The 21,274-nt window shown below is 72.1% G+C and carries 19 protein-coding genes and 1 tRNA gene; 15 read left to right on the plus strand and 5 right to left on the minus strand.

What is annotated here, in order from left to right:
- Positions 1-87: 87 nt before the first annotated feature.
- Together ACIPYW_RS10810 and ACIPYW_RS10815 are read right to left on the minus strand one after the other, a co-directional pair.
- A complete protein-coding gene (locus ACIPYW_RS10810) occupies positions 88-1,047 on the minus strand; it encodes a metallophosphoesterase (protein WP_400413233.1) in 960 nt (319 codons plus the stop codon).
- Complete coding sequence (locus tag ACIPYW_RS10815) at positions 1,044-3,608, minus strand: transglycosylase domain-containing protein (RefSeq protein WP_400413236.1); 2,565 nt, start codon at positions 3,606-3,608, stop codon at positions 1,044-1,046. Before ACIPYW_RS10815 ends, ACIPYW_RS10810 begins: the two co-directional genes overlap by 4 nt.
- Before the next feature lie 50 nt (positions 3,609-3,658).
- Between ACIPYW_RS10815 and ACIPYW_RS10820 the strand changes: the two genes are divergently transcribed.
- Both ACIPYW_RS10820 and ACIPYW_RS10825 read left to right on the plus strand, forming a co-directional pair.
- Positions 3,659-3,817, plus strand: coding sequence for a hypothetical protein (locus tag ACIPYW_RS10820; protein WP_022903105.1), 159 nt, complete (start codon positions 3,659-3,661; stop codon positions 3,815-3,817).
- A complete protein-coding gene (locus tag ACIPYW_RS10825) occupies positions 3,814-4,275 on the plus strand; it encodes a RidA family protein (protein ID WP_400413239.1) in 462 nt (153 codons plus the stop codon). The genes ACIPYW_RS10820 and ACIPYW_RS10825 overlap by 4 nt, the downstream gene beginning before the upstream one ends.
- Positions 4,276-4,353: 78 nt before the next feature.
- Here the strand turns inward: ACIPYW_RS10825 and acs are convergent, their stop codons facing one another.
- Complete coding sequence (acs, locus tag ACIPYW_RS10830) at positions 4,354-6,309, minus strand: acetate--CoA ligase (RefSeq protein WP_400413241.1); 1,956 nt, start codon at positions 6,307-6,309, stop codon at positions 4,354-4,356.
- Between the two features lie 557 nt (positions 6,310-6,866).
- Here acs and ACIPYW_RS10835 point away from each other — a divergent pair.
- The 13 genes from ACIPYW_RS10835 (at position 6,867) to ACIPYW_RS10895 (ending at position 18,935) form a co-directional block, all read left to right on the plus strand.
- Positions 6,867-7,871: a CpaF family protein gene (locus ACIPYW_RS10835; protein WP_400413244.1), complete on the plus strand. Its 1,005-nt coding sequence runs from the start codon at positions 6,867-6,869 to the stop codon at positions 7,869-7,871.
- A gap of 161 nt (positions 7,872-8,032) precedes the next feature.
- The gene (locus ACIPYW_RS10840; protein WP_400413246.1) at positions 8,033-8,821 is read left to right on the plus strand and encodes a type II secretion system F family protein; all 789 of its coding nucleotides are present in this window, start codon (positions 8,033-8,035) and stop codon (positions 8,819-8,821) included.
- A gap of 105 nt (positions 8,822-8,926) precedes the next feature.
- On the plus strand, positions 8,927-9,124 hold the full coding sequence (locus ACIPYW_RS10845) for a DUF4244 domain-containing protein (RefSeq protein ID WP_400413249.1): 198 nt from the start codon (positions 8,927-8,929) through the stop codon (positions 9,122-9,124).
- Between the two features lie 10 nt (positions 9,125-9,134).
- Positions 9,135-9,437, plus strand: coding sequence for a hypothetical protein (locus ACIPYW_RS10850; RefSeq protein WP_400413252.1), 303 nt, complete (start codon positions 9,135-9,137; stop codon positions 9,435-9,437).
- Between the two features lie 59 nt (positions 9,438-9,496).
- A complete protein-coding gene (locus ACIPYW_RS10855; RefSeq protein WP_400413254.1) occupies positions 9,497-9,964 on the plus strand; it encodes a hypothetical protein in 468 nt (155 codons plus the stop codon).
- Positions 9,940-12,720 carry a type I DNA topoisomerase gene (gene topA, locus ACIPYW_RS10860; RefSeq protein ID WP_400413257.1) on the plus strand — a complete coding sequence of 927 codons (2,781 nt, stop codon included), beginning with the start codon at positions 9,940-9,942 and terminating at the stop codon, positions 12,718-12,720. The genes ACIPYW_RS10855 and topA overlap by 25 nt, the downstream gene beginning before the upstream one ends.
- Entirely contained in the window at positions 12,717-13,352 is a 636-nt protein-coding gene (gene tmk / locus ACIPYW_RS10865) for a dTMP kinase (protein WP_400413260.1), read from the plus strand. The genes topA and tmk overlap by 4 nt, the downstream gene beginning before the upstream one ends.
- A 25-nt stretch (positions 13,353-13,377) precedes the next feature.
- Positions 13,378-14,520, plus strand: a complete 1,143-nt coding sequence (locus tag ACIPYW_RS10870; protein ID WP_400413263.1) for a DNA polymerase III subunit delta' — start codon at positions 13,378-13,380, stop codon at positions 14,518-14,520.
- 354 nt (positions 14,521-14,874) lie between these two features.
- Positions 14,875-15,498: a TetR family transcriptional regulator gene (locus ACIPYW_RS10875; protein WP_400413266.1), complete on the plus strand. Its 624-nt coding sequence runs from the start codon at positions 14,875-14,877 to the stop codon at positions 15,496-15,498.
- A 91-nt stretch (positions 15,499-15,589) separates the two neighbouring features.
- Positions 15,590-15,665, plus strand: a tRNA-Thr gene (locus ACIPYW_RS10880).
- 73 nt (positions 15,666-15,738) lie between these two features.
- Positions 15,739-16,764 carry a Gfo/Idh/MocA family protein gene (locus ACIPYW_RS10885; RefSeq protein ID WP_400413269.1) on the plus strand — a complete coding sequence of 342 codons (1,026 nt, stop codon included), beginning with the start codon at positions 15,739-15,741 and terminating at the stop codon, positions 16,762-16,764.
- A gap of 11 nt (positions 16,765-16,775) precedes the next feature.
- Positions 16,776-18,269, plus strand: a complete 1,494-nt coding sequence (gene dacB / locus ACIPYW_RS10890) for a D-alanyl-D-alanine carboxypeptidase/D-alanyl-D-alanine-endopeptidase (protein ID WP_400413272.1) — start codon at positions 16,776-16,778, stop codon at positions 18,267-18,269.
- 45 nt (positions 18,270-18,314) lie between these two features.
- The gene (locus ACIPYW_RS10895) at positions 18,315-18,935 is read left to right on the plus strand and encodes an isochorismatase family protein (protein ID WP_400413274.1); all 621 of its coding nucleotides are present in this window, start codon (positions 18,315-18,317) and stop codon (positions 18,933-18,935) included.
- Between the two features lie 33 nt (positions 18,936-18,968).
- Here ACIPYW_RS10895 and ACIPYW_RS10900 read toward each other — a convergent pair whose 3' ends face one another.
- A complete protein-coding gene (locus ACIPYW_RS10900) occupies positions 18,969-20,807 on the minus strand; it encodes an ABC transporter ATP-binding protein (RefSeq protein ID WP_400413277.1) in 1,839 nt (612 codons plus the stop codon).
- A 7-nt stretch (positions 20,808-20,814) separates the two neighbouring features.
- Positions 20,815-21,030, minus strand: coding sequence for a hypothetical protein (locus tag ACIPYW_RS10905; protein ID WP_290131285.1), 216 nt, complete (start codon positions 21,028-21,030; stop codon positions 20,815-20,817).
- Positions 21,031-21,274: the final 244 nt, after the last annotated feature.

Consider the following 21,274-nt stretch of genomic DNA (forward strand, 5'->3'; position numbering starts at 1 on the left):
CCGAACCGGAGCAACCCCAGAAGTCTACCGGATGATCGAGTGTGCTCACGACCATCTCAGTGACGCCCGGGCGCGTCGGACCCGCGGTCAGTCGGTGCGGGCGGTGAGCGTGACGACGACGGCCTCCGGGCGGCACGAGAACCGCACCGGAGCGTAGATCGACGTGCCGAGCCCCGCGGAGACCTCGAGCCACGACCAGTGGTTCCGGTGCTCCCACTTGTGCAGCCCGCTGACGTAGCGGCGGGGGAGGTCGCAGTTCGTGACGAGCGCACCGACCCCGGGCACCTGGACCTGCCCGCCGTGTGTGTGCCCGGCGAAGATGACGTCGGCACCCTGGGTCACGAAGGCGTCGAGCACCCGGCGGTACGGCGCGTGCGTGATCCCGATCGACACCGGTGCGGGGCCGTCCTCGTCCTCGGACCACGGGACGTCGCTTCGCATCTCGTCGACGTTCGTCGGCAGGAGGTCGAGACGGTCCCAATCGCGGTGGGCGTCGGACGTCCCGAACAGCTCGAGCCGCGAGCCCCGCAGTTCGATCGCGTGGGCCTGGTCGTTCACGTCGAGCCACCCGAGTGACTCGAAGAACGCCGTCTGCCGGTCGATGTCGAGCTCGACCGGACGCGCACCCCCGCCGCCGTGCGTGCTCGGCCCGCCGAAGTACTTGAACGGGTTGCGTGGCGTCGGACCGTAGAAGTCGTTCGAACCGTACGCGAACACCCCCGGGACGCCGCGGAACGGTTCGAGCGCGTACTCGACGGCGGAGTTCGCCGTGGCGTGCCCGAGGTTGTCGCCCGTGTTCACCACGAAGTCGGGCTCGACGAGGCTGAGGTCGCGCAGCCACTGCTGCTTGTCCGCCTGCCACGGCGCCATGTGGATGTCCGACAGGTGCAGGACCACGATGTCGCGGGAGCCCGGAGCGAGGACGGGGACGGTCTCCCACCGGATACCGAACCGGCGTCGTTCCACGAGGGAGCCCCACGCAGCGGCGGCGCCGCCGACGGCCGCGCCCGCTGCGAGGATCCCGAGCGCGGCGCGGCCGCGCGTCACTTGCAGTCCTTCGGCGCCTTGCCGTCCTTCGTGCCGTACAGCTTCACGGTCACGGCGGAGTCCTTGCCCACGACGGAGTCAGCGGCGGGATCGGTCGACGCCACCTTGCACTCCTTGGAGCCGCCGCCCTTCTCGTACTGGTCGGAGATCGAGACGTTGCTCAGACCGGCCGACTCGAGCTGCGAGCGGGCGCCGCCGACGCTCTTCCCGGCCACGTTCGGCACCGAGGCCTGCGAGCCGTCGCTCGTGTACACCGTCACGCTCGCGCCTTTGGAGAGGTACGAACCCGCTGCGGGGGAGGTCTTTGCAACATCTCCGGCGCTGCCCGGGCCGGGCTGCGCGCCACCGTCGATGTAACTGAACCCAGCGGCCGACAGCGTCGTCCGCGCCTCGTCGGCGCTCTTGCCCGTGACATCCGGCACCGCGACGCTGTTGCCGCGGAGCGCCGACTGGTCCGGCGTGGTGAACGGACCAGCAGGGTAGGCCGCGTTCACCGGGGTCTGCGCCTGCTGCCAGACACCGGCACGCGCACCGGCGTAGGTGCCGTTCACTCCGTTGCTGAAGTGACGGAGGTTCGTCAGCTTGCCGTCGGTGTTGCCCTGCCAGTACGCGGTCGCGACCTTCGAGCTGCTGCCGACGAGCCAGATCTGGTTGCCGTCGTCCGTCGTACCGGTCTTGCCGAACAGCTCGGTGCCATCGGGCGTCTGGGCGCCGACCGCCGTACCGCCGGAGATCGTGCCCTTCATCGCGTACACGGCTGCCTGGGCCACCGACGGCTCGATCGCCTGGTTGCAGTCCTTCGGCTGACCACCCAGCTGCTTGCCCGCAGCGTTCGTGACCTGCTCGATCGCGATCGGCTTGCAGTAGAGACCATTCGCTGCCACCGCTGCGTACGCAGCGGCCATCGTCATCGGGGCGATCTCGTTGATGCCGAGGACGGACGTCGGGTTCGACTTCAGCTCGCCGCCGTCCGCGCGGTGCACGCCGAGCGACTCTGCGGTCTTCTTGATGTCGCAGAGGTCGAGCTGCTGCGCCATGTTGAGGAACGCGAGGTTGATCGAGAGGGCAGTCGCGCGAGCGACGGTGTAGTTGCCGCTCTCGCCGGGAGAGTCGTTCTTGGGGGTGTAGTCGCCTGCGTAGTAGGGCGCGCCGCACTCGGTCCAGCCGGTCGGCATCGGCCTCGGCGTCCCGCTGACCGTCTCGTTCAGCCCGTGTCCGGCCTTCAGCCATTGCAACAGTGTGAAGAGCTTGTACGTCGAACCGGTCTGGAACCCCCCGGAATTGCCGTACTTGTAGTCGACGCTGTAGTTGATCGAGGTCGACGTGGGCGCGGACTTCAGTGACTGGTCGTAGTCCTTGTTCTGCGCCATCGTGAGGATGCGGCCCGTGCCGGCCTCGATCGAGTTGAGGGTCGCGCCGAGCTTGAGGTTCGTCTCGGCCTTGTTGTCGTACGTGTTGAGGATCTGCTTCTGCTTGGCGTTCAGACCGATGTCCAGCGTCGTCTGGATCTTGTAGCCGCCGTTGCGCCAGGCGGTGTCGCGCTCCTTCTGCGTTCCACCGAGCTGCGACATCTCCTTGACGACCTTCACGGCGTAGTCGCAGAAGAACTGCGAGCCGTCGCCGACCGAGGCGCGGCAGCCCTGGGTGGGCTGGGTCAGCCGGACGTAGTCCTTCGGGCTCGACGCGATCGCCTTGTCGAAGGCTTCCTTGTCGATGTGCTTCTGCGCGTACATCGACTTGAGGATGACGTCGCGACGGGCCTTGTTCGCCTCGTAGTTCTTCGACGTCGAGAGGTTGCGGGTGTTCGGCGACTGCACGATCGCGAGGATCGACGCGGCCTCGGCCGGCGTGAGGTCGGTCGCCGACTTGTTGAAGTAGTGCTGCGCGGCGGCCTGCACGCCGTACGTCTGGTCGCCGAAGTACGCGATGTTGAGGTACCCGGTGAGGATCTCCTTCTTGGAGTACTTCTTCGCCAGGCCGATCGCGAGCTTCATCTCCTCGAGCTTGCGGGGGATGGTCGTCTCGGTGGCCTCGTTGTAGGCCTTGAGGCGGTCCTTCTCGGTGGGGAGCTCGAGCGCCTGCTGCATCTTGATGTTGCGGACGAGCTGCATGGTGAGCGTCGAGCCGCCACCCGACTCGCCCAGTCCGCCGGCGAGGCTGCCGACACCCGCACGGACGAGCGAGGTCATGTCGACGCCGCCGTGCTCGAAGAAGCGCTTGTCCTCACCGTCGATGGCGGCGTTCTTCAGGTTGTCGCTGATCTGGTCGTACTTGAGTTCTTGACGGTTCTGGTCGTACACCGTCGCGAAGTGGACGCTCTTGCCGCCCTGGTACGCGTAGAGCTCGTTGCGCTGCGGGAGGTCACCGATCTCGATGTACTCCGGGAGCGACTCGAAGACGCCGATCGTCGAGGTCGTGGTCACGCCGGCCACCGCGATGGCCGGGGTCACGCCGATCGTCACGAGGAGACCGGCGAGCACGCTGAAGCCGACGAATCCGACGAAGGCACCGACTGCGGAGACGGGTTTGGTCCGCGAGGCAGACGTCTTCTGGGCAGACATAGGATGCAGCCTAAACGACACCGCCGACTGAAAGGCTGGCAAGGAACCGCATGAGCCGCTGGGAATACCTCACGACGCCGTTGATCATCCACAACACCACGGCGATCCTCAACAACTTCGGCGACGAGGGCTGGGAGCTCGTCCAGGTCGTCACCGGTCCCGAGGGCGGACTCGTCGCCTACCTGAAGCGTCCGAAGGCCGACGCATGAGCGTCGCGGAGCGCCTCGCCGAACTCGGTCTGACCGTCCCGGCGGTCGCCGCGCCGGTCGCCGCGTACGTCCCCGCGGTCGTCACGGGGCGGTACGTGCACACGGCCGGGCAGCTGCCCTTCGTCGACGGCGCACTGTCGGTCACGGGCAAGGTCGGTGCGGGCGTCGACCCGGAGACCGCGGCCGCCGAGGCCCGCACCGCCGCCCTCAACGCCCTCGCCGCCGTGCAGTCGGTCGCGGGCTCGCTCGACCGCGTCGCACGCGTCGTCAAGGTGACCGTGTTCGTCGCGTCCGACCCGTCGTTCACGGGGCAGCCGGCCGTCGCGAACGGTGCGTCTACCCTGGTGGGCGACGTCTTCGGCGACGCCGGCGTCCACGCGCGCAGCGCGGTGGGCGTCGCGGTCTTGCCGCTCGACGCACCCGTCGAGGTCGAGTTGGTCGTGGAACTGACCGACTGACGGGCCGTCAGTCGCGCACGTCACGCGAGCCGCGCCTCCAGGCAGATCCGCCGGGAGGCGCGGCTCGCGTCGTTCCTGCTACATGAGTTCCGCGATGGTCGCCATGATCGTCGGGTCGGCCAGCGTGGTCGTGTCGCCGATGCGGCGGCCCTCGGCCGCGTCGCGGAGGAGCCGCCGCATGATCTTGCCGGACCGCGTCTTCGGCAGCTCCGGCACGATCACGACCTGTCGGGGCTTCGCGATCGCGCCGATGCGCTTGCCGACCCAGTCGCGCAGCTCCTTCGCCGTGGCGTCTCGGTCGACGCCCTCGGCGGCCTCCGCGGTGAGGATCACGAACGCGACGACGGCCTGTCCCGTCGTCTCGTCCGCCGCGCCGACGACGGCGGCCTCGGCGACGCCCTCGTGGCCGACGAGGGCCGACTCGATCTCGGCGGTCGAGAGGCGGTGGCCGGAGACGTTCATGACGTCGTCGACGCGGCCCTGCACCCAGATGTCGCCCTGCCCGTCGAGGCGTGCGCCGTCGCCGGCGAAGTACCGGCCAGGGAAGCGTGACCAGTAGGTCTCGACGAAGCGGTCGGGGTCGTTCCAGATGCCCCGCGCCATCGACGGCCACGGGTCGGCGATGGTGAGGTAGCCGCCCTCGCCGGGTCCGACGCGGTGGCCGTCCTCGTCCACGATCTCGGCGGTGATCCCGGGGAGCGGGGTCTGTGCGGCGCCGGGCTTGAGCTTCGTGACGCCGGGGAGCGCGGAGATCATGATCGCGCCGGTCTCGGTCTGCCACCACGTGTCGACGATCGGGGTGCGGTCGTGGCCGATGACCTGCCGGTACCACTGCCACGCCTCGGGGTTGATCGGTTCGCCGACGCTGCCGAGGAGGCGGAGGGTCTCGAGGCTCCGGGCTTCGGGGATCTGCCGGCCGGCCTTCATCGCCGCGCGGACCGCAGTCGGTGCCGTGTACAGGACGGTGACGCCGTAGGAGTCGACGAGGTCCCACCAGCGGCCCGGCCTCGGCTCGTCCGGGGTGCCCTCGTAGAGCACCTGGGTGACGCCGTTCGCGAGCGGGCCGTAGACGACGTAGGAGTGTCCGGTGATCCAGCCGATGTCGGCCGTGCACCAGTACACGTCCTTCTCCGGGTGCATGTCGAAGACGTTCCGGTGCGTGTACGTCGCCTGCGTGAGGTACCCGCCGGAGGTGTGCACGATGCCCTTCGGCTTCCCGGTCGTGCCCGAGGTGTAGAGGATGAACAGCGGCGTCTCGGCGGGGAACGCCTGCGCCTCGTGCTCGGGGGCGGCCTTGGCGAACTCGTCGTGCCACCAGAGGTCGCGGTCGTTCCACGCGATCTCGTTGCCGCCGCGCTTGACGACCAGGACGTGCTCGACGCTGTCGGTGCCCTCGCCCTCGAGCGCCTCGTCGACCGCGGGCTTCAGCGCCGAGACCGCACCCCGACGCCAGCCGCCGTCGGCCGTGACGACGAGCTTCGCCTCAGCGTCCTCGATGCGTGCCCGCAGGCTCTCTGCACTGAAACCGCCGAAGACGACCGAGTGGATCGCGCCGATGCGGGCGACGGCGAGCATCGTCACGACGGCCGCGGGGATGAGCGGGAGGTAGACCACCACGCGGTCGCCCTCGCCGACGCCGAGGTCGGTGAGCATGTTCGCGGCTCGCTGCACGTCGGCGGTGAGCTCGGCGTACGTGATCCGACGGGTGTCGCCCGGGGCGCCCTCGAAGTGGATCGCGACCCGGTCCCCGTTGCCCGCGCGGACGTGCCGGTCGAGGCAGTTCTCCGCCACGTTGAGCTCCCCGTCGGCGAACCACTTCGCGAACGGCGCGCCGGACCAGTCGAGTGTCTGCGTGAACGGCGTCCGCCAGTCGAGGAGGGTGCGCGCCTGCTCGGCCCAGAAGCCCTCGCGGTCGGCCGCGGCGGCCTCGTGCAGGTCCTCGTGGGCGACGGCGTCGGCGACGAACTCCGGCGACGGCGGGAACGTGGGGCCGTCCTCGTGGCGGGGTGAGTCGTCGGTCGGGGTCGGGGACATCGGTGTCCTTTCGCGTCGGCATCGGAGCAGCACCCGTGGCGCTGCCGGCAGCACCCGGAGACTACCCCTGCCCCGGCGGTCGCGGATTCCGTGTCGGGGTTGCCGTGGAGGGGTGTTCGTGGGGTACAGTGTTCATCGCCGGACTCGTTTCCGGTGGCGTCGGCCGTGATTCCCCCCAATCCGCCGATGTCCAGGCGGCACCCGTTCCCCCCAACAGGTGCCGCCTCTTCTGTTTCCCGGGCACGTCCTCCCGTCACGGGCAGGCCCGGACACATGTGTCACGCATCGATCCGCGCGGGTACGCGGATGAGTGGACAGATCGGTCCATGCTGACGCACCGAGCTCGCCGGTGGTCGCGGGGTCGTTCCGGACGTACTTCGACGCCGTCGGGGGCGGCGTGGCGTGGCGCCTCGACGGAGAGGGCCTGCATCGCCGAGTGGGGTACGGCTTTCTGCAACGGGGGACAAAGTTGTCCGCTGCTGTGGACTCGATGCCGTTGTGCACCGCACAGCGACCCCGCCGGACCGCGTGTCGGGACACGCCTAGCGTCGCCGGACATGCACCGACACCGAGCCGCCCCGTCGACGCCGTTCCTGCCCGGGGTCGCCCCGCCCCGCTCCGAGCGCGACGTCCGGGCCGAGGAGTTCGAGGAGCTCGCGGGCCTCGTCCGTGACGCGGCGGTGACCGACGTCCTCGCCGTCGGAGGACGCGGGACGTGGATCGACCGCGGCTCCGGACTCGAGCCGGCCGATCCCGTGCTCGGCGAACGACGTGCCCGCGAGCTCGGCGCCGCCCTCGTCGCCCGGGGCGGTCGGCACGTCGACGAGAGCACGCCCGTGGCCGATGTGCGACACGGCGACGGGATCCGCGTACACGTCGTGCTCGCACCCGTCGCGGTCAGCGGCACCGCCCTGTCGATCCGGCTCCCGCGGCCGGGCCGTCCGACGCTCGCCACGCTCGAACGGAGCGGGACGTTCGACCGGGTCCCGCGTCGCGTCGTCGAACGCGCGGTCGCGGAACGGCGGAACGTCCTCGTCAGCGGGGCCACCGGCAGCGGCAAGACGACCCTCCTCGCCGCGATGCTCGGCGCCGTCCCGCACGACGAGCGCATCGTCACGGTCGAGGACGTCGCCGAGCTCCGCATCGACCACCCCCACGTCGTCGCGCTCGAGGCCCGGCAGGCGAACGCCGAGGGGAGCGGTGCGATCGACCTCGCCCGGCTGCTGCGCGAGTCGCTCCGGATGCGGCCGGACCGCGTGGTCGTGGGGGAGTGCCGCGGCGCCGAGGTGCGCGAACTCGTGTCCGCGCTCAACACCGGGCACGAGGGCGGCGCCGGCACCGTGCACGCCAACGGCCTGCCGGACGTGCCGGCCCGGCTCGAGGCGCTCGGCGCACTCGCCGGACTCGACCCGCCCGCGCTCGCCCGGCAGGCGGTGAGCGCGTTCGACCTGGTGCTGCACGTCGAGCGTCGTCGAGGCGTGCGACGACTCGCCGGCGTGGGGACGCCGGTGCTGGGGACGGACGGGAGGCTCGACGTGCGCCCGGTGGACGGGTGGCGGTGACGAGGCGGTGGCGACGCGGTCGTGTCCTCGCGTCCGAGCGACGAGCAGCGGCCGAAGGGGCAGAGCTGTCCGGTGCGGCGGCGGGGCCGACGACGCGGCGGCGTGGCGCGGCGTCGGACCACGCAGCCGCTGCCGCCGCTGCCGCGCGGACGCTCGAACGCGTGGCGACGCTCGTCTCGGCAGGCGTGCCGCCACCGCGGGCGTGGCACCTCGTCGGTGGCCTCCCCTCCGCCGAGACGCCCGCGTGGCACGACGTCCGCGCGGTCCTCCGGGTCGCGGACCGCACCGGCGCGCCCTCCGCCGTGGCGCTGCGGGCGCTCGCCCACGCCCTGCGCCGTTCGGCCGCCAGCGACCGTGCCGTGCGGGTCGCCCTCGCCGGCCCGCGCGCGAGCGCCCGCGTCGTCCTCGCCCTGCCCGTCCTCGGCATCGGGCTCTCGTCCACGTGGGGCGCCGGTGCCGTGGAACTCCTCGTCGGGTCGCCGTTCGGGTGGGCGTGCACGGCGCTCGCCGCCGGTCTCGTCGCGCTCGGTCGGCGGTGGACGAACGGGCTGGTGCGTGCCGCGACGCCGGACGGACACGTGCCGGGCGTGCTCCTCGACGCATGGGCGGTCGCGTTGTCCGGCGGCGGGTCCTGGACGGACGCCGGACGCACCGTCGAGGAAGCCGTGCAGGAGCCGCGGCGCGCCGACGCGGACACGGTCGAGCGGGCACGGCTCGCCGAGGTGCTCGGGCTCGCCCGGCGCGCCGGGGTGCCGGCCGCCGCGCTGCTCCGCGCCGCCGCCGAGGACGTCCGCGACGACGCTGCCGCCGCCGGACTCGCGGCGGCCGAGGGGCTGGCCGTGCGACTGGTGCTGCCGCTCGGGGTGTGCGTCCCGCCCGCGTTCGTGCTCGTCGGCGTCGTGCCGGTGGTCGCCGGGGTCCTCTCCTCCACGGTCGTGGGAGTGCGGTGATCCCTCCACAGCCTGGTCGTCCGCGCGCCGACGGGGTCGTGCGGGCGGCGAGGCTGACGACAGGGCCGAGCGGTCGCTCGGCCGCCCGAGAGGAAGAGGAACACCATGCACCAGCACCCACAGCCGACGCGGTGGCGACGACTCCGCGCCCGCATGGCCGAGGACCGCGGGTCGGCGACCGCCGAGTACGCCGTCGTGATCCTCGCCGCAGTGGCCTTCGCCGGCGTGCTCGTCGCGGTCATGCGCTCCGGCGAGGTCCAGACGATCCTGACCGAGCTCGTCCGCGGTGCCCTGTCGCTCTGACCGTGGCTCGGTGACGGTGGAGTTCGCGGTCGTCCTGCCTGCCGTGGCGGTCGTGCTGACGCTGCTCGTCGCAGCCGTCGTCGCGGTCGACCGGCAGGGGACGCTCCAGCTCGCGGCCGCGACGGCGGCGCGCGCGGCAGGACGTGGCGACGAGGAGGCGGCCGCGGCGGCGGCCGCCTCCGTCCCCGGAGCGTCGGTCGCGTACCGGCGGCCCGAGGGGCTCGTGTGCGTCGAGCTCGCCGTGCCCGCGCCCGGGGTGTTCGCCGCCGTCGTGCTGCGCGCCTCCGGGTGCGCGGCGGAGCGGGGCGGGTGACCGTGCGCGCGCGCCTGGACCGGGCGGCCCGCGGCCCGTCGCGGTCGGACCGCGGCTCCGTGACGGTGTTGCTCGCCGTCGTCCTCGGCGTCGGCACGACCGTCGCGACGGTGGGCGTCGCGACGGCGACGCACCGCGTGGCCGTCGTCCGAGCACAGGCGGCTGCCGACGCCGCGGCGCTCGCCGCAGCGGCCGCCCTCGTCGGGCTGGTCCCCGGCGACCCCTGTTCCCGGGCATCGGCCGTCGCCGAGGCCGGCGGAGCGGTGCTCGGAGGATGCTCGACGGCCGGCGCGGACGCCCGGGTGACCACCGCGATCGGCAGCGGTGCGTTCGCCGTGAGCGCAGTCGCCGTCGCCGGAGCACCGAGCGGAGCGCGCCACCTCTGTGTGTATGGTGTGCACGTCGGCCCCCGGTCATCGATGTCCCGGTCGACCCGGACGGCGAGTCACACCGGCGACGTCGCAGGTCCAGGGCCGACGAGCACCATCGATCAAGGAGACACGTGCCAGGCACGAAGAAGCTCGTGATCGTCGAGAGCCCCGCGAAGGCGAAGACGATCGCGCAATACCTCGGTGACGGATACGAGGTCCAGGCGTCAGTGGGCCACATCCGCGACCTCGTCGAGCCCAAGAACCTCCCCGCGGAGCTCAAGAAGGGCCCGATGGGGAAGTTCTCGGTCGACGTCGACAACGGCTTCGAGCCGTACTACGTCGTCTCCGACGCGAAGAAGAAGACCGTCTCCGAGCTGAAGCGCGCGTTGAAGGACGCCGACGAGCTCTTCCTCGCGACTGATGAGGACCGCGAGGGCGAGGCCATCGCGTGGCACCTCCTGCAGGTGCTGAAGCCCAAGGTGCCGGTCAAGCGCATGGTGTTCCACGAGATCACCAAGGAGGCGATCCAGCGCGCGCAGGAGGCCACCCGTGAGCTCGACACCGCCCTGGTCGACGCGCAGGAGACCCGTCGCATCCTCGACCGTCTCTACGGGTACGAGGTCTCGCCCGTGCTCTGGCGCAAGGTCGGCCCCGGCCTCTCCGCCGGTCGTGTGCAGTCCGCCGCCACCCGTCTCGTGGTCGACCGCGAGCGGGAGCGCCTGGCCTTCGTCTCCGCCAACTACTGGGATCTCACCGCCCGCTTCGAGAAGCCCGGCGACACCGCCTTCACCGCGAAGCTCGCCCGTGTCCAGGGCACCCGGGTCGCCTCCGGCCGCGACTTCGACGACCGTGGCGCGATCTCGGGCGACGTCGTCCGGCTCGACGAGGCCTCGGCCGCCGCGCTGACGACCGTCCTCGAGCGTGCCGGGGACGCGGTCGTGCGTTCGGTGGACTCGAAGCCGTACACGCGCCGCCCCGCCGCGCCGTTCACCACCTCGACGTTGCAGCAGGAGGCCGCGCGCAAGCTCCGGTTCTCCGCGCGGCAGACGATGAGCGTCGCGCAGTCGCTCTACGAGAACGGCCACATCACCTACATGCGAACCGACTCGTCGTCGCTCTCGCAGCAGGCCGTCAACGCCGCCCGGAAGCAGGCCGCCGCCCTCTACGGTGCCGAGACGGTGCCGGACAAGCCGCGCAGCTACGCCGGCAAGAGCAAGAACGCGCAGGAGGCGCACGAGGCGATCCGCCCCGCCGGTGACACGTTCCGGACGCCGTCGCAGATGGAGAAGGTGCTCCGCGGCAACGACTGGAAGCTCTACGACCTCATCTGGAAGCGCACCGTCGCCTCGCAGATGGCGGACGCCAAGGGTTCGACGGCGTCGGTCGTCCTCGGCATCAGCTCCACCGAGTCGGTCGAAGGGATCACCGCGACCGCGAACGGCACCGACGCGGAGTTCACCGCGTCCGGCACCGTCATCACGTTCCGCGGCTTCCTCAACGCCTACGAAGAGGGGCGGGACGAGGAACGGCACGAGGCGAAGACCGACGGCGACGACGCGAAGCTCCCGCAGATGGCGCAGGGCGACGCCCTCGGCGTCTCGGACGTCGAGGCCAAGGGCCACGACACCTCGGCGCCGCCGCGCTACACGGAGGCGAGCCTCGTGAAGACGCTCGAAGAGCTCGGGATCGGCCGTCCGTCGACCTACGCGGCGATCATCTCGACGATCATCGACCGCGGCTACGTCACCCAGCGGGGCAGTGCACTCGTGCCGAACTGGATCGCGTTCAGCGTGGTGCGGCTCCTCGAGGACTACTTCGGCGACCTCGTGCAGTACGACTTCACCGCCTCGATGGAGGACGACCTCGACCGCATCGCGAGCGGCGACGAGGACCGCGTCGACTGGCTCAAGGGGTTCTACTTCGGCGGCGGCGACCAGCGCGGGCTCCGGACCGTGATCGACAACCTCGGCGAGATCGACGCGCGCGACATCAACTCGGTGGAGCTCGCCCCCGGTCTGACGCTCCGCATCGGCCGCTACGGCCCGTACATCGAGGTGCCGAGCGACGACCCGGAGAAGCCGCGTCGGGTGAACGTCCCCGAGGACCTCGCCCCGGACGAGCTGACCACGGAGAAGGCCCGCGAGCTCGTCGAGGCACCGGTCCTCGGTGACCGTGTGGTCGGCATCAACCCGGAGACCGGGAAGGAGGTCCTCGCGAAGGACGGCCGCTTCGGTCCGTACGTGACCGAGCGCACCCCCGAGCCCGAGCCCACCGTCGACCCCGCCACGGGTGAGGTCACCGAGGCGGCGCCGGCCGCGGCCGCGTCGACCAGCGCCTCCACGACGAGCACCACCGCGAAGAAGACGACGGCCAAGAAGGCGACGACGAAGAAGGCCGCCGCGCCGAAGGAGCGCACCGCGTCCCTCTTCAAGTCGATGGACCCGCAGACGGTCGACCTCGAGACCGCGCTCAAGCTCCTCGACCTGCCCCGGACCGTCGGGCAGGACCCCGAGTCCGGCGAGGACATCACGGCGCAGAACGGTCGCTACGGCCCGTACCTCAAGAAGGGCACCGACACCCGGACGCTCCCGAGCGAGGACGCGATCTTCGACATCGACCTCGCCGGTGCGCTGGAGCTGTTCGCGCAGCCGAAGTACGGTGCCAAGCGCTCCGCGACCGCGGCGCTCAAGGAGTTCGACGCGGACCCGGTGTCGGGCAAGCCGATCAAGGTGAAGGACGGCCGGTTCGGCCCGTACGTCACCGACGGCGAGACGAACGCCACGATCCCGCGCGGCGAGGACGTCGAGGCGGTCGACTTCGAGCGGGCCGTCCAGCTGCTCGCGGACAAGCGCGCCAAGGGTCCGGTGAAGAAGAAGGCACCGGCCCGCAAGACCGCGGCCAAGAAGAAGTGACCGGTCGCTTCATCACCCTCGAGGGTGGCGACGGCGCGGGCAAGACGACGCAGGCCGAGCGCCTCGCGTCGTGGCTCGGCGAGCACGGGCGCACGGTGGTCCGGACGCGCGAGCCCGGGGGCACGGACCTCGGGCTCCGCATCCGCGAGATCGTGCTGCACGAGCGCGGCCACGTCGCACCCCGTGCCGAGGCCCTGCTCTACGCCGCCGACCGCGCGCACCACGTCGAGACGGTCGTCCGTCCCGCCGTCGCGCGCGGGGACGTCGTGCTGCAGGACCGCTACATCGACTCCTCCGTCGCGTACCAGGGCGTGGCCCGGGGCCTCGGCGCCGAGCACATCCGCTCGGTGTCGGACTGGGCGACCGACGGGCTGACGCCGGACCTCACGATCCTGCTCGACCTCGACGTCACCGTGGGCCGGGCCCGGGTCGCCGCCGCACGCGGGGACACCTTCGACCGGCTCGAGTCCGAAGCGGCCGCGTTCCACGAGTCGGTCCGTCGTGCGTTCCTCGACATGGCTGCCGCGGAACCCGGACGCTTCCTCGTCGTCGACGCCTCGGCGGACGCGGACACCGTGCAGCGCACGATCCGTGCGGCCATCGCCCCCGTCGTCGGGATCGACGCGGCATGACGGTGGTCGCTGCCAGGATGTCGGCATGAGCGTGTGGGACGGCTTGACCGGTCAGGAAGAAGCCGTCGCTGCCCTGCGCCGCGCGGCCGAAGCCCCCGAGGGCACGGGCGGCATGACGCACTCGTGGCTCATCACCGGTCCGCCCGGGTCCGGCCGCTCGAACGTCGCGGCGGCCTTCGCGGCGGCGCTGGTCGGTGCCGGCCCTGACGACGACCACACCCGCCGCCAGATCACCGCGCGGACCCACCCGGACGTCTCGGTCCTCACCACGCAGCGGGTCATCATCACGATCGACGAGATCCGGCAGCTCGTGACCTCGTCGTACTACTCGCCCTCGGTCGGCCGGTACCGCATCGTCATCGTCGAGGACGCCGACCGCATGACGGAACGCACCTCGAACCTGCTGCTCAAGGCCCTCGAGGAACCGCCCGAGCGCACCGTGTGGATCCTCTGCGCCCCGAGCGAGGCCGACCTGCTCCCGACCATCCGGTCCCGGGTGCGCTCGGTCCGGTTGCGCGTGCCCGGTATCGAGTCCGTCGCCGACCTGCTCGTCGCCCGGACCGGGGTCGACCGGGTGCTCGCGATGGACGCCGCGCGCCAGGCACAGAGCCACATCGGCATGGCACAGCGCCTCGCGACGAGCGCCGACGCCCGTGACCGCCGTCGTCGGACGCTCTCGACGGTCCTCGGGGTGCGGAGCGTCGGCGATGCCGTGATGGCCGCCGCCGAGCTCCTCGCGGTCGCCGACGAGGACGCCAAGGCGATCACGCAGGAGCGCGACGGTGAGGAACGCGACGCCGCCCTGCGCTCCCTCGGCGTGGAACCCGGCGGCACGATCCCGCCGGCACTCCGGTCGCAGCTCCGTGCGCTCGAGGAGGACCAGAAGCGTCGGGCGACCCGGAGCCTCCGGGACGGCCTCGACCGCATCCTCGTGGACGTGTCGTCGCTCTACCGGGACCTGCTGCTGCTCGGACTGGGCGCGCCGGCGGAGCCGGTCAACCTGTCGATGCGCGACGAACTCGAGCGGGCGCTGCCCTCCGTGCCGCCGGCGGCTGCGCTCGAGGTCCTCGACGCCGTGTCGACGGCACGGACGCGCATCGCTGCGAACGTCGCCGCCCTGCTCGCGCTCGAAGCGCTGCTCGTGACCATCGCGCGCGCCGCGCGATGACGGGCCGCGCCGCGCGCCTGAGCGGGCCGTGCCGCGCGCCTGAGCGGGCCGTGCCGCGCGCCTGAGCGGGCCGTGCCGCGCGCCTGAGCGGGCCGTGCCGCGCGCCTGAGCGGGCCGCGCCGCGCGCCTGAGCGGGCCGCGCCGCGCGCCTGAGCGGGCCGTGCCGCGCGCCTGAGCGGGCCGTGCCGCGCGCTGACGGACCGCGCCGCGCGCTGGGTGCCGACGCTGCCCACCGCCGGCCTGGAGGCACGGGTCCAGCCCGCCCCGCGCCTCCAGTCCGTCGCCGCGCACCTGACGGGCCCGCCTGACGCAACCCACAGCCTCCCGGCCGGACCCACGTGGGAGAATCGCGGCATGTCCGACGCAGCCCCCGGCCTGCGCGAGCGGAAGCGCCTCGCCACCCGACTCGCCATCCAGCAGGCGGCGCTGCGCATCGCGGCGGAGGACGGCCTCGCGGCCGTCACGGTCGACGAGATCTCCCGCCGCGCCGACGTCTCGCCGCGCACGTTCTTCAACTACTTCCCGAGCAAGGAGCAGGCGATCCTCGGGGACGACCCCACGCTCCCGGATGACGACGCCCTCGCCGAGTTCGTCGCGGGCGGTCCGACCGGCGACCTCCTGCACGACCTCGGCGACCTCCTCGTGCACTCGACGCAGGCGCTCATCGACGAGCGGGGCCTCATCGCCGAGCGGCAGGAGGTGCTGCGCGCCAACCCCGAGCTGTTCTCGCGGCGGATGGCATCGATGAAGGAGTTCCAGCACGAGATCGAGACCGCGGTCGCCCGTCGCCTCGAGACCACCGAGCCGGACCCCGATGCGCGCCGTCGGCAGGCGCGGTTGGCGTCGATCGTGGCGCTCGGCGCGTTGCGGCATGCGTGGTGGGAGTGGTCGGAGCAGGGCGGCGACGTGCACCTCGTCGACGAGCTCGAACGGTCCTTCGCCGACCTCGGCGCGCTGGTTTCGCGTTCGCTGGTCTGAACCTGTATAGTCATTGCTCGTGCCGCTCCGGCGACGGAGTGCCGAAACGCTGTGGTGACACAGCACCAGACGTGCCGGAAACGGTGCGTTCGCCGCCTTAGCTCAGTCGGCAGAGCGATTCACTCGTAATGAATAGGTCGTCGGTTCGATTCCGACAGGCGGCTCCACGGAACCCCCTCCGATCCCCGGATCGGAGGGGGTTCTCCCGTTCGTGCGCGGGTGGCCTGGTAGACAGGCCGCATGACGGTTCGGTGGGGAGTGCTCGGGACGGGCGGCATCGCGCGTTCGTTCGTCGGTGACTGCGCGGCGGTCGGTGTCGAGTTCGTCGCGGTCGGCAGTCGGACCGCGGCGTCGGCGCAGGCGTTCGCGGACGAGTTCGACATCCCGCGGGCGCACGGGTCCTACGAGGAACTCGTCGCCGACCCGGACGTCGACGCCGTGTACGTCGCGACGCCCCACTCCCGCCACGCCGCCGACGCGCTCCTGGCGATCGAGCACGGCAAGCACGTCCTCGTCGAGAAGGCGTTCACGATCACCGCAGCCGAGGCCCGCGCGGTCGCGGACGCAGCGCGCCGCGCGGACGTCGCGGTGATGGAGGCCATGTGGACGCGCTTCCTGCCGCAGATGGCGATGGTCCGGCAGGTGCTCGCGGAGGGTCGCATCGGTCGTCCGCGGCTCGTCGAGGCGACGCACCACCAGGCCCTGCCGTCGGACCCGCAGCACCGGCTGAACGATCCGGCGCTGGGCGGGGGAGCACTGCTCGACCTCGGCATCTACCCGGTGTCGTTCGCCGTCGACGTGCTCGGCCTGCCGGAGTCGGTCGTCGCGTCCGGCACGCTCAGCGAGCAGGGCGTCGACACGCAGATGGGCATCGTGATGACCCACGCGGGTGGGACGCAGTCGACGGTGCACTTCGCGCTCGACCTCGCGAGTCCGAACACGGCGTCCATCATCGGCGAGGACGGCCGAATCGACCTCGACGCGACGTGGTTCACGCCGACGACGTGGCGCATCCGCGACCGTGACGGCGTCGTGGTGGAGGAGTTCGACGGCCGTGAGGAACGGACCGGCTACGGCCACGAGGCGCGCGCGTTCGAGGCGATGATCGAGACCGGGACACACGAGGGCGGGCCGATGGACCTCGAGGAGTCGGTCGGGATCATGGCGCTCCTCGACGAGGTCCGGCGCCAGGTCGGCGTCCGCTACGCGGCCGACGAGCAGGCGGATCAGGAAGACGGCCTGGAGGCTCCTCCCGCAGTTCCGTAGGATCGGTCGCGATGTCCGAGCCGCAGCCCCCACGCCCGACCCTCACCGAGCGCGCCCGTCACGCCGTCACGGCGTTCCGCGGCTCGGTCGCCCGACGTCCCGTGCCGTGGATCGCCGGTGGTCTCGCCGGTGTCCTCGTCCTCGGTTCCGGCGGCGCGGTCGCGGTCGCCGCGGCCACCATGCCCGACGTGGCGACCCCGGCGCAGACCACTGCTGCGGCGCCGTCCGCGACGGCGTCACGCACGCCGTCCGCGAAGCCGTCGGCCACCCCGACCGCGACCGGACGCGCGGTACCGGAGGACCCCGCGGGACCGACCGCGCTCCGCACGTGCAGCATCGACCAGGCCGCGGGGGCACCCGGACTCGGATCGTTCGAGGGGGCCGTGGTCGACGCGGCGACGGGAGAGGTCCTGTACTCGCACGCCGGCGACCAGCCGAAGCAGACCGGCAGCGTCATGAAGACCCTGACGACCGCGACCGCACTGGCCGTCCTCGGCGGCGATCACCGCATCCCCACGACGGTGACGAAGGAGGCGAACGGGACGATCGCGCTCGTCGGGCACGGTGACGCCACCCTCTCCGCGGGCGGCGCGACCGTGTACCCGGGTGCCCCGACGCTCGGGCAGCTCGCACAGCAGGTGAAGGCGAAGCTCGGCAGCTCCCCGGTCACGACGATCGTCACGGACGACACGTACTGGAGCGACGCCGACGCCTGGGACCCGACCTGGCCGGTGTCCGAGCGGACCATCGGGTACCAGCCGGAGGTCACCGCGCTCATGGTCGACGGCGACCGCGCGAACCCCGGAGCAGCGACGTCCCCGCGGTCCACCGACCCCGTCGGGCGTGCCGGGGCGGCGTTCCGGACCGCGCTCGCGAACGCGGGGGTCGTCGGTGCCGCGAACGCGCAGATCGTCAAGCGCGCCACCACCTCGACGGACACCATCGCCACGGTGTCCTCGATGCCGGTGTCGACCCTGATCGGCCAGATGATCCCGAACTCGGACAACACCCTCGCCGAGATGCTCGCCCGCATCTCGTCGAAGGAGTCCGGGTCGAACGGTTCCGCAGCCTCGCTGACCGGGGTGTACCAGGCGGCGCTGAAGACCTACGGGGTCGACCCGTCCGGCATCGTGATCAAGGACGGCTCGGGGGAGAGCGCGGCGAACGCGGTGTCGCCCGAGTTCGTCGCGAAGCTCATGGTCCCCGTGCAGGCCGGCGCGAAGGGCCTCGGCACCTTGTCGAACGCCCTGCCGGTCGCGGGCGTCTCGGGCACGCTCTCGAGCCGCTTCACGGGTGCGAACGCCGTCGCCCGGGGCAAGGTGCACGCGAAGACCGGTTGGATCGACAGCGCGAACACGCTCGGCGGCTGGATGGACGCGGCGGACGGCACCCGTCTGACGTTCGCGTTCTACGCCATCGGTTCGTCGCGGGCGGCAGCGCTCCCGGCCCTCGACGCCGTGACCGCGGCCACGTACTCGTGCGGGGCGAAGCTCACCAGCTCGTAGCGCAGCCGAGGCGGTCTCCGAGGCCGTTCGGTGCAAGATGGACCCATGGCCAGGGCACTGCTCGTCGTCGACGTCCAGAACGACTTCACCGAGGGCGGTGCGCTCGGGGTGACCGGTGGTGACGCCGTCGCCGAGCGCATCTCGCTGTTCCTCGGGCAGCACGCGGGGGAGTACGACCTCATCGTCGGCTCCCGCGACTGGCACCACGGCGACGACGACAACGGTGGGCACTTCGCCGGCGCCGAGGGGCCCGACTTCGTCGACACCTGGCCCGTCCACTGCGTCCAGGACACGCCGGGGGCGGAGTACCACCCGGCGTTCGACACGGACCCGGTGGACGTCCACGTCTTCAAGGGGCAGGGGGCGCCGGCGTACTCGGCGTTCCAGGGGCGCACGGCCGACGGCGTCCCGCTCGGCGAGGTGTTCGAGCAGCACGACGTCCGTGAGGTCGACATCGTCGGCATCGCCACCGACCACTGCGTCCGTGCCAGCGCACTCGACGCACTCGAGGGTGGCGCGGCCGTCACGGTGTACGAGGACCTCGTCGTCGGGGTCGACCCGGGGCGCAGCGCCGCAGCGCTCGACGAGGTGCGGGAGGCCGGCGGGCTCGTCGACCACAGCGACACCGACGAGGGCCTGCACCGCCCGGGTGGCGCGCGCATCTGACGCCGCTGCAGGCGTGACGCGCGCGCCCGCGCGTCAGACCAGGAGCTGGTGCTTCGCCAGGTCGCGGTAGAGGGGCGTCGACTCGACGAGTTCCGAGTGCGTCCCGACCCCGACGACCCGTCCGTGCTCCAGCACGATGATGACGTCCGAGTCGACCACGGTGGACAGTCGGTGTGCGATGACCAGCAGCGTGCGGTCCTCGGCGACGGCGTCGATCGCGAGCCGCATCTTCTGCTCGTTCACCCCGTCGAGCGACGACGTCGACTCGTCGAGCAGCAGGATCGGCGGTGCCGCGAGGAGCGCCCGGGCGATGGCGAGCCGCTGCCGTTCACCGCCGGAGAGCATGACGCCGTCCTCGCCGACCTGCGCGTCGAGGCCCCGGGGGTCGCGGTGCAGGACCTCGCCGAGGTTCACCGCCTCGAGGACGCGGACGCAGTCCGCTTCGGTGGCGTCCGGCGACCCGAGCAGCAGGTTGGCGCGGATGGTCCCGGCGAGCACCGGGGCGTCCTGCTCGACGTAGCCGATCTGGGCGCGCAGCTCGGCGCGGTCCAGCCCGCGGACGTCGACCCCGCCCAGCCGGATCACGCCGTCGGTCGGGTCGTAGAACCGCTCGATGAGCGCCAGGGTGGTCGACTTTCCCGCGCCCGAGGGGCCCACGAGGGCGACCCGTGAACCGCGGGGGACCCGGAAGGAGACGTCGTGGAGCACCACGTCGTCTGCGGGGGCGGTGTCTCCAGGGTGATCCGTGCCTCCAGGCCGGTCCGTCGCCCCGTCGGGACCGGACGCCTGCGCAGCGGCCGCGTACCGGAACGACACGTGCTCGAACGTGATCGCGTCGTCGCTCGGGACGGCCGCGGCGACCCGGACGGCGCGGTCGCCCTGGTCCTCCGTCGGCAGGTGCAGGATCTCCTCGATGCGGCCGAGCGCACCGAGCGCCTGCGCGACCGCGACCGCGGCGCCCATCGCCTGGCCGAGCGGCATGATCATCATGAAGAGCAGCAGGATGAACGTGATGAGCGTGGCGATGGTGATCGTCCCCGCCGCGACCTGGGCACCGCCGACGCCGAGCACGGCGATGAACGCGACCTGCATCACGATGCTCGCGACCGGGACCACGAACGCCGACATCTTCGCGATGTCGAGGCCGCGCTTGTACGCCTCGGTCGCGTGTCCGTCGACCTCGCGCACCTCGCGGTCGGTTGCGCCGGCGGCACGGATCGTGCGGACGGCGCCGATGCCGCGCTCGACCGCTGCGGTGAGGTCGCCGACCTTCTCCTGCGCCTTCTTCGAGGCGACGCGGATGCGGCGGCTGAGCCCACCGACGACGATGATCGCAACGGCGACGATGACCACCACGATCACGAGCAGGAGTGGATCGATGATCGCCATCGCCACGATCGCGCCGATGAAGGTGAGGGCGCCGCCGATCGACTCGATGAGCCCCTGGGTGAGCACGGCGCGGAGCAGGGTCGTGTCGCTGCCGACGCGCGAGACGAGGTCCCCGGTCCGCCGGGTGTCGAACTCCGAGATCGGCAGGTTGAGGATGCGGGCGATGAGCTTCCGGCGGGTGCTCAGCACGACGCCCTCGCCCGCACGCTGGAGCAGGAAGTGCTGGATGCCGTTCAGCAGGCCGGCCACGATGACGAGCCCGACGAGCAGCCACACGAGCGTGCTCAGCGTCCGTTCGCCCTGGACCGCGGTGATGACCTGGTTGACGAGGAGCGGCTGGGCGAGGGAAGCACCGGCGCCGAGGACGCTCAGCACGATGATCACGGCCATCGCGGGCTTGTTCTCGAACAGGTAGGACAGCAGGCGGCCGAAGCTGGCGCGGGGACCGTCGTTCTTCTTGGGGCGGGCGAAGGGGGAGCTCATCGTGTTCCTAGTCTCTGCCGTACTTCTTGTGCACTGCCTGGCGGCTGACGCCCAGGAGCGTCGCGATCTCCTGCCACGACGCGCCGGCGTTCCGGGCGCGGCGGGCGGCGAGCTCCTCGGTGCGGTCGAGGGCCTTGCGGAGCTCGCGCACCGAGGCGAGCGCGGCGAACGGGTCGTCGCCGTCGGCGCCCGAGGCCAGCGTGGTGATGGTCGGACCGTCCATGGTGTCAACCTACATTGACGAGCGCGGCTGTGTCAACCGGGGTTGACGGTGAGGGGCGGACCCGGCCCGCGCGGATGCGCGCGTTTCGTGGACGCAGGCCGTCCGCACCCGCCGCACCACACGACGGACGGGAGGCGGGGGGGCCCCCGGGCCCCCCCCCCCCCCCCCCCGCGGGGGCCCCCCCGGGGGGGGGGGGGGGGGGGGGCCCCCCGGGCCCCCCCGGGCGGCGCCCCGCCCCCCCGCC

This window comes from Curtobacterium sp. NPDC089689 (assembly GCF_044749145.1).
In the GTDB taxonomy this organism is placed as follows: Bacteria; Actinomycetota; Actinomycetes; order Actinomycetales; family Microbacteriaceae; genus Curtobacterium.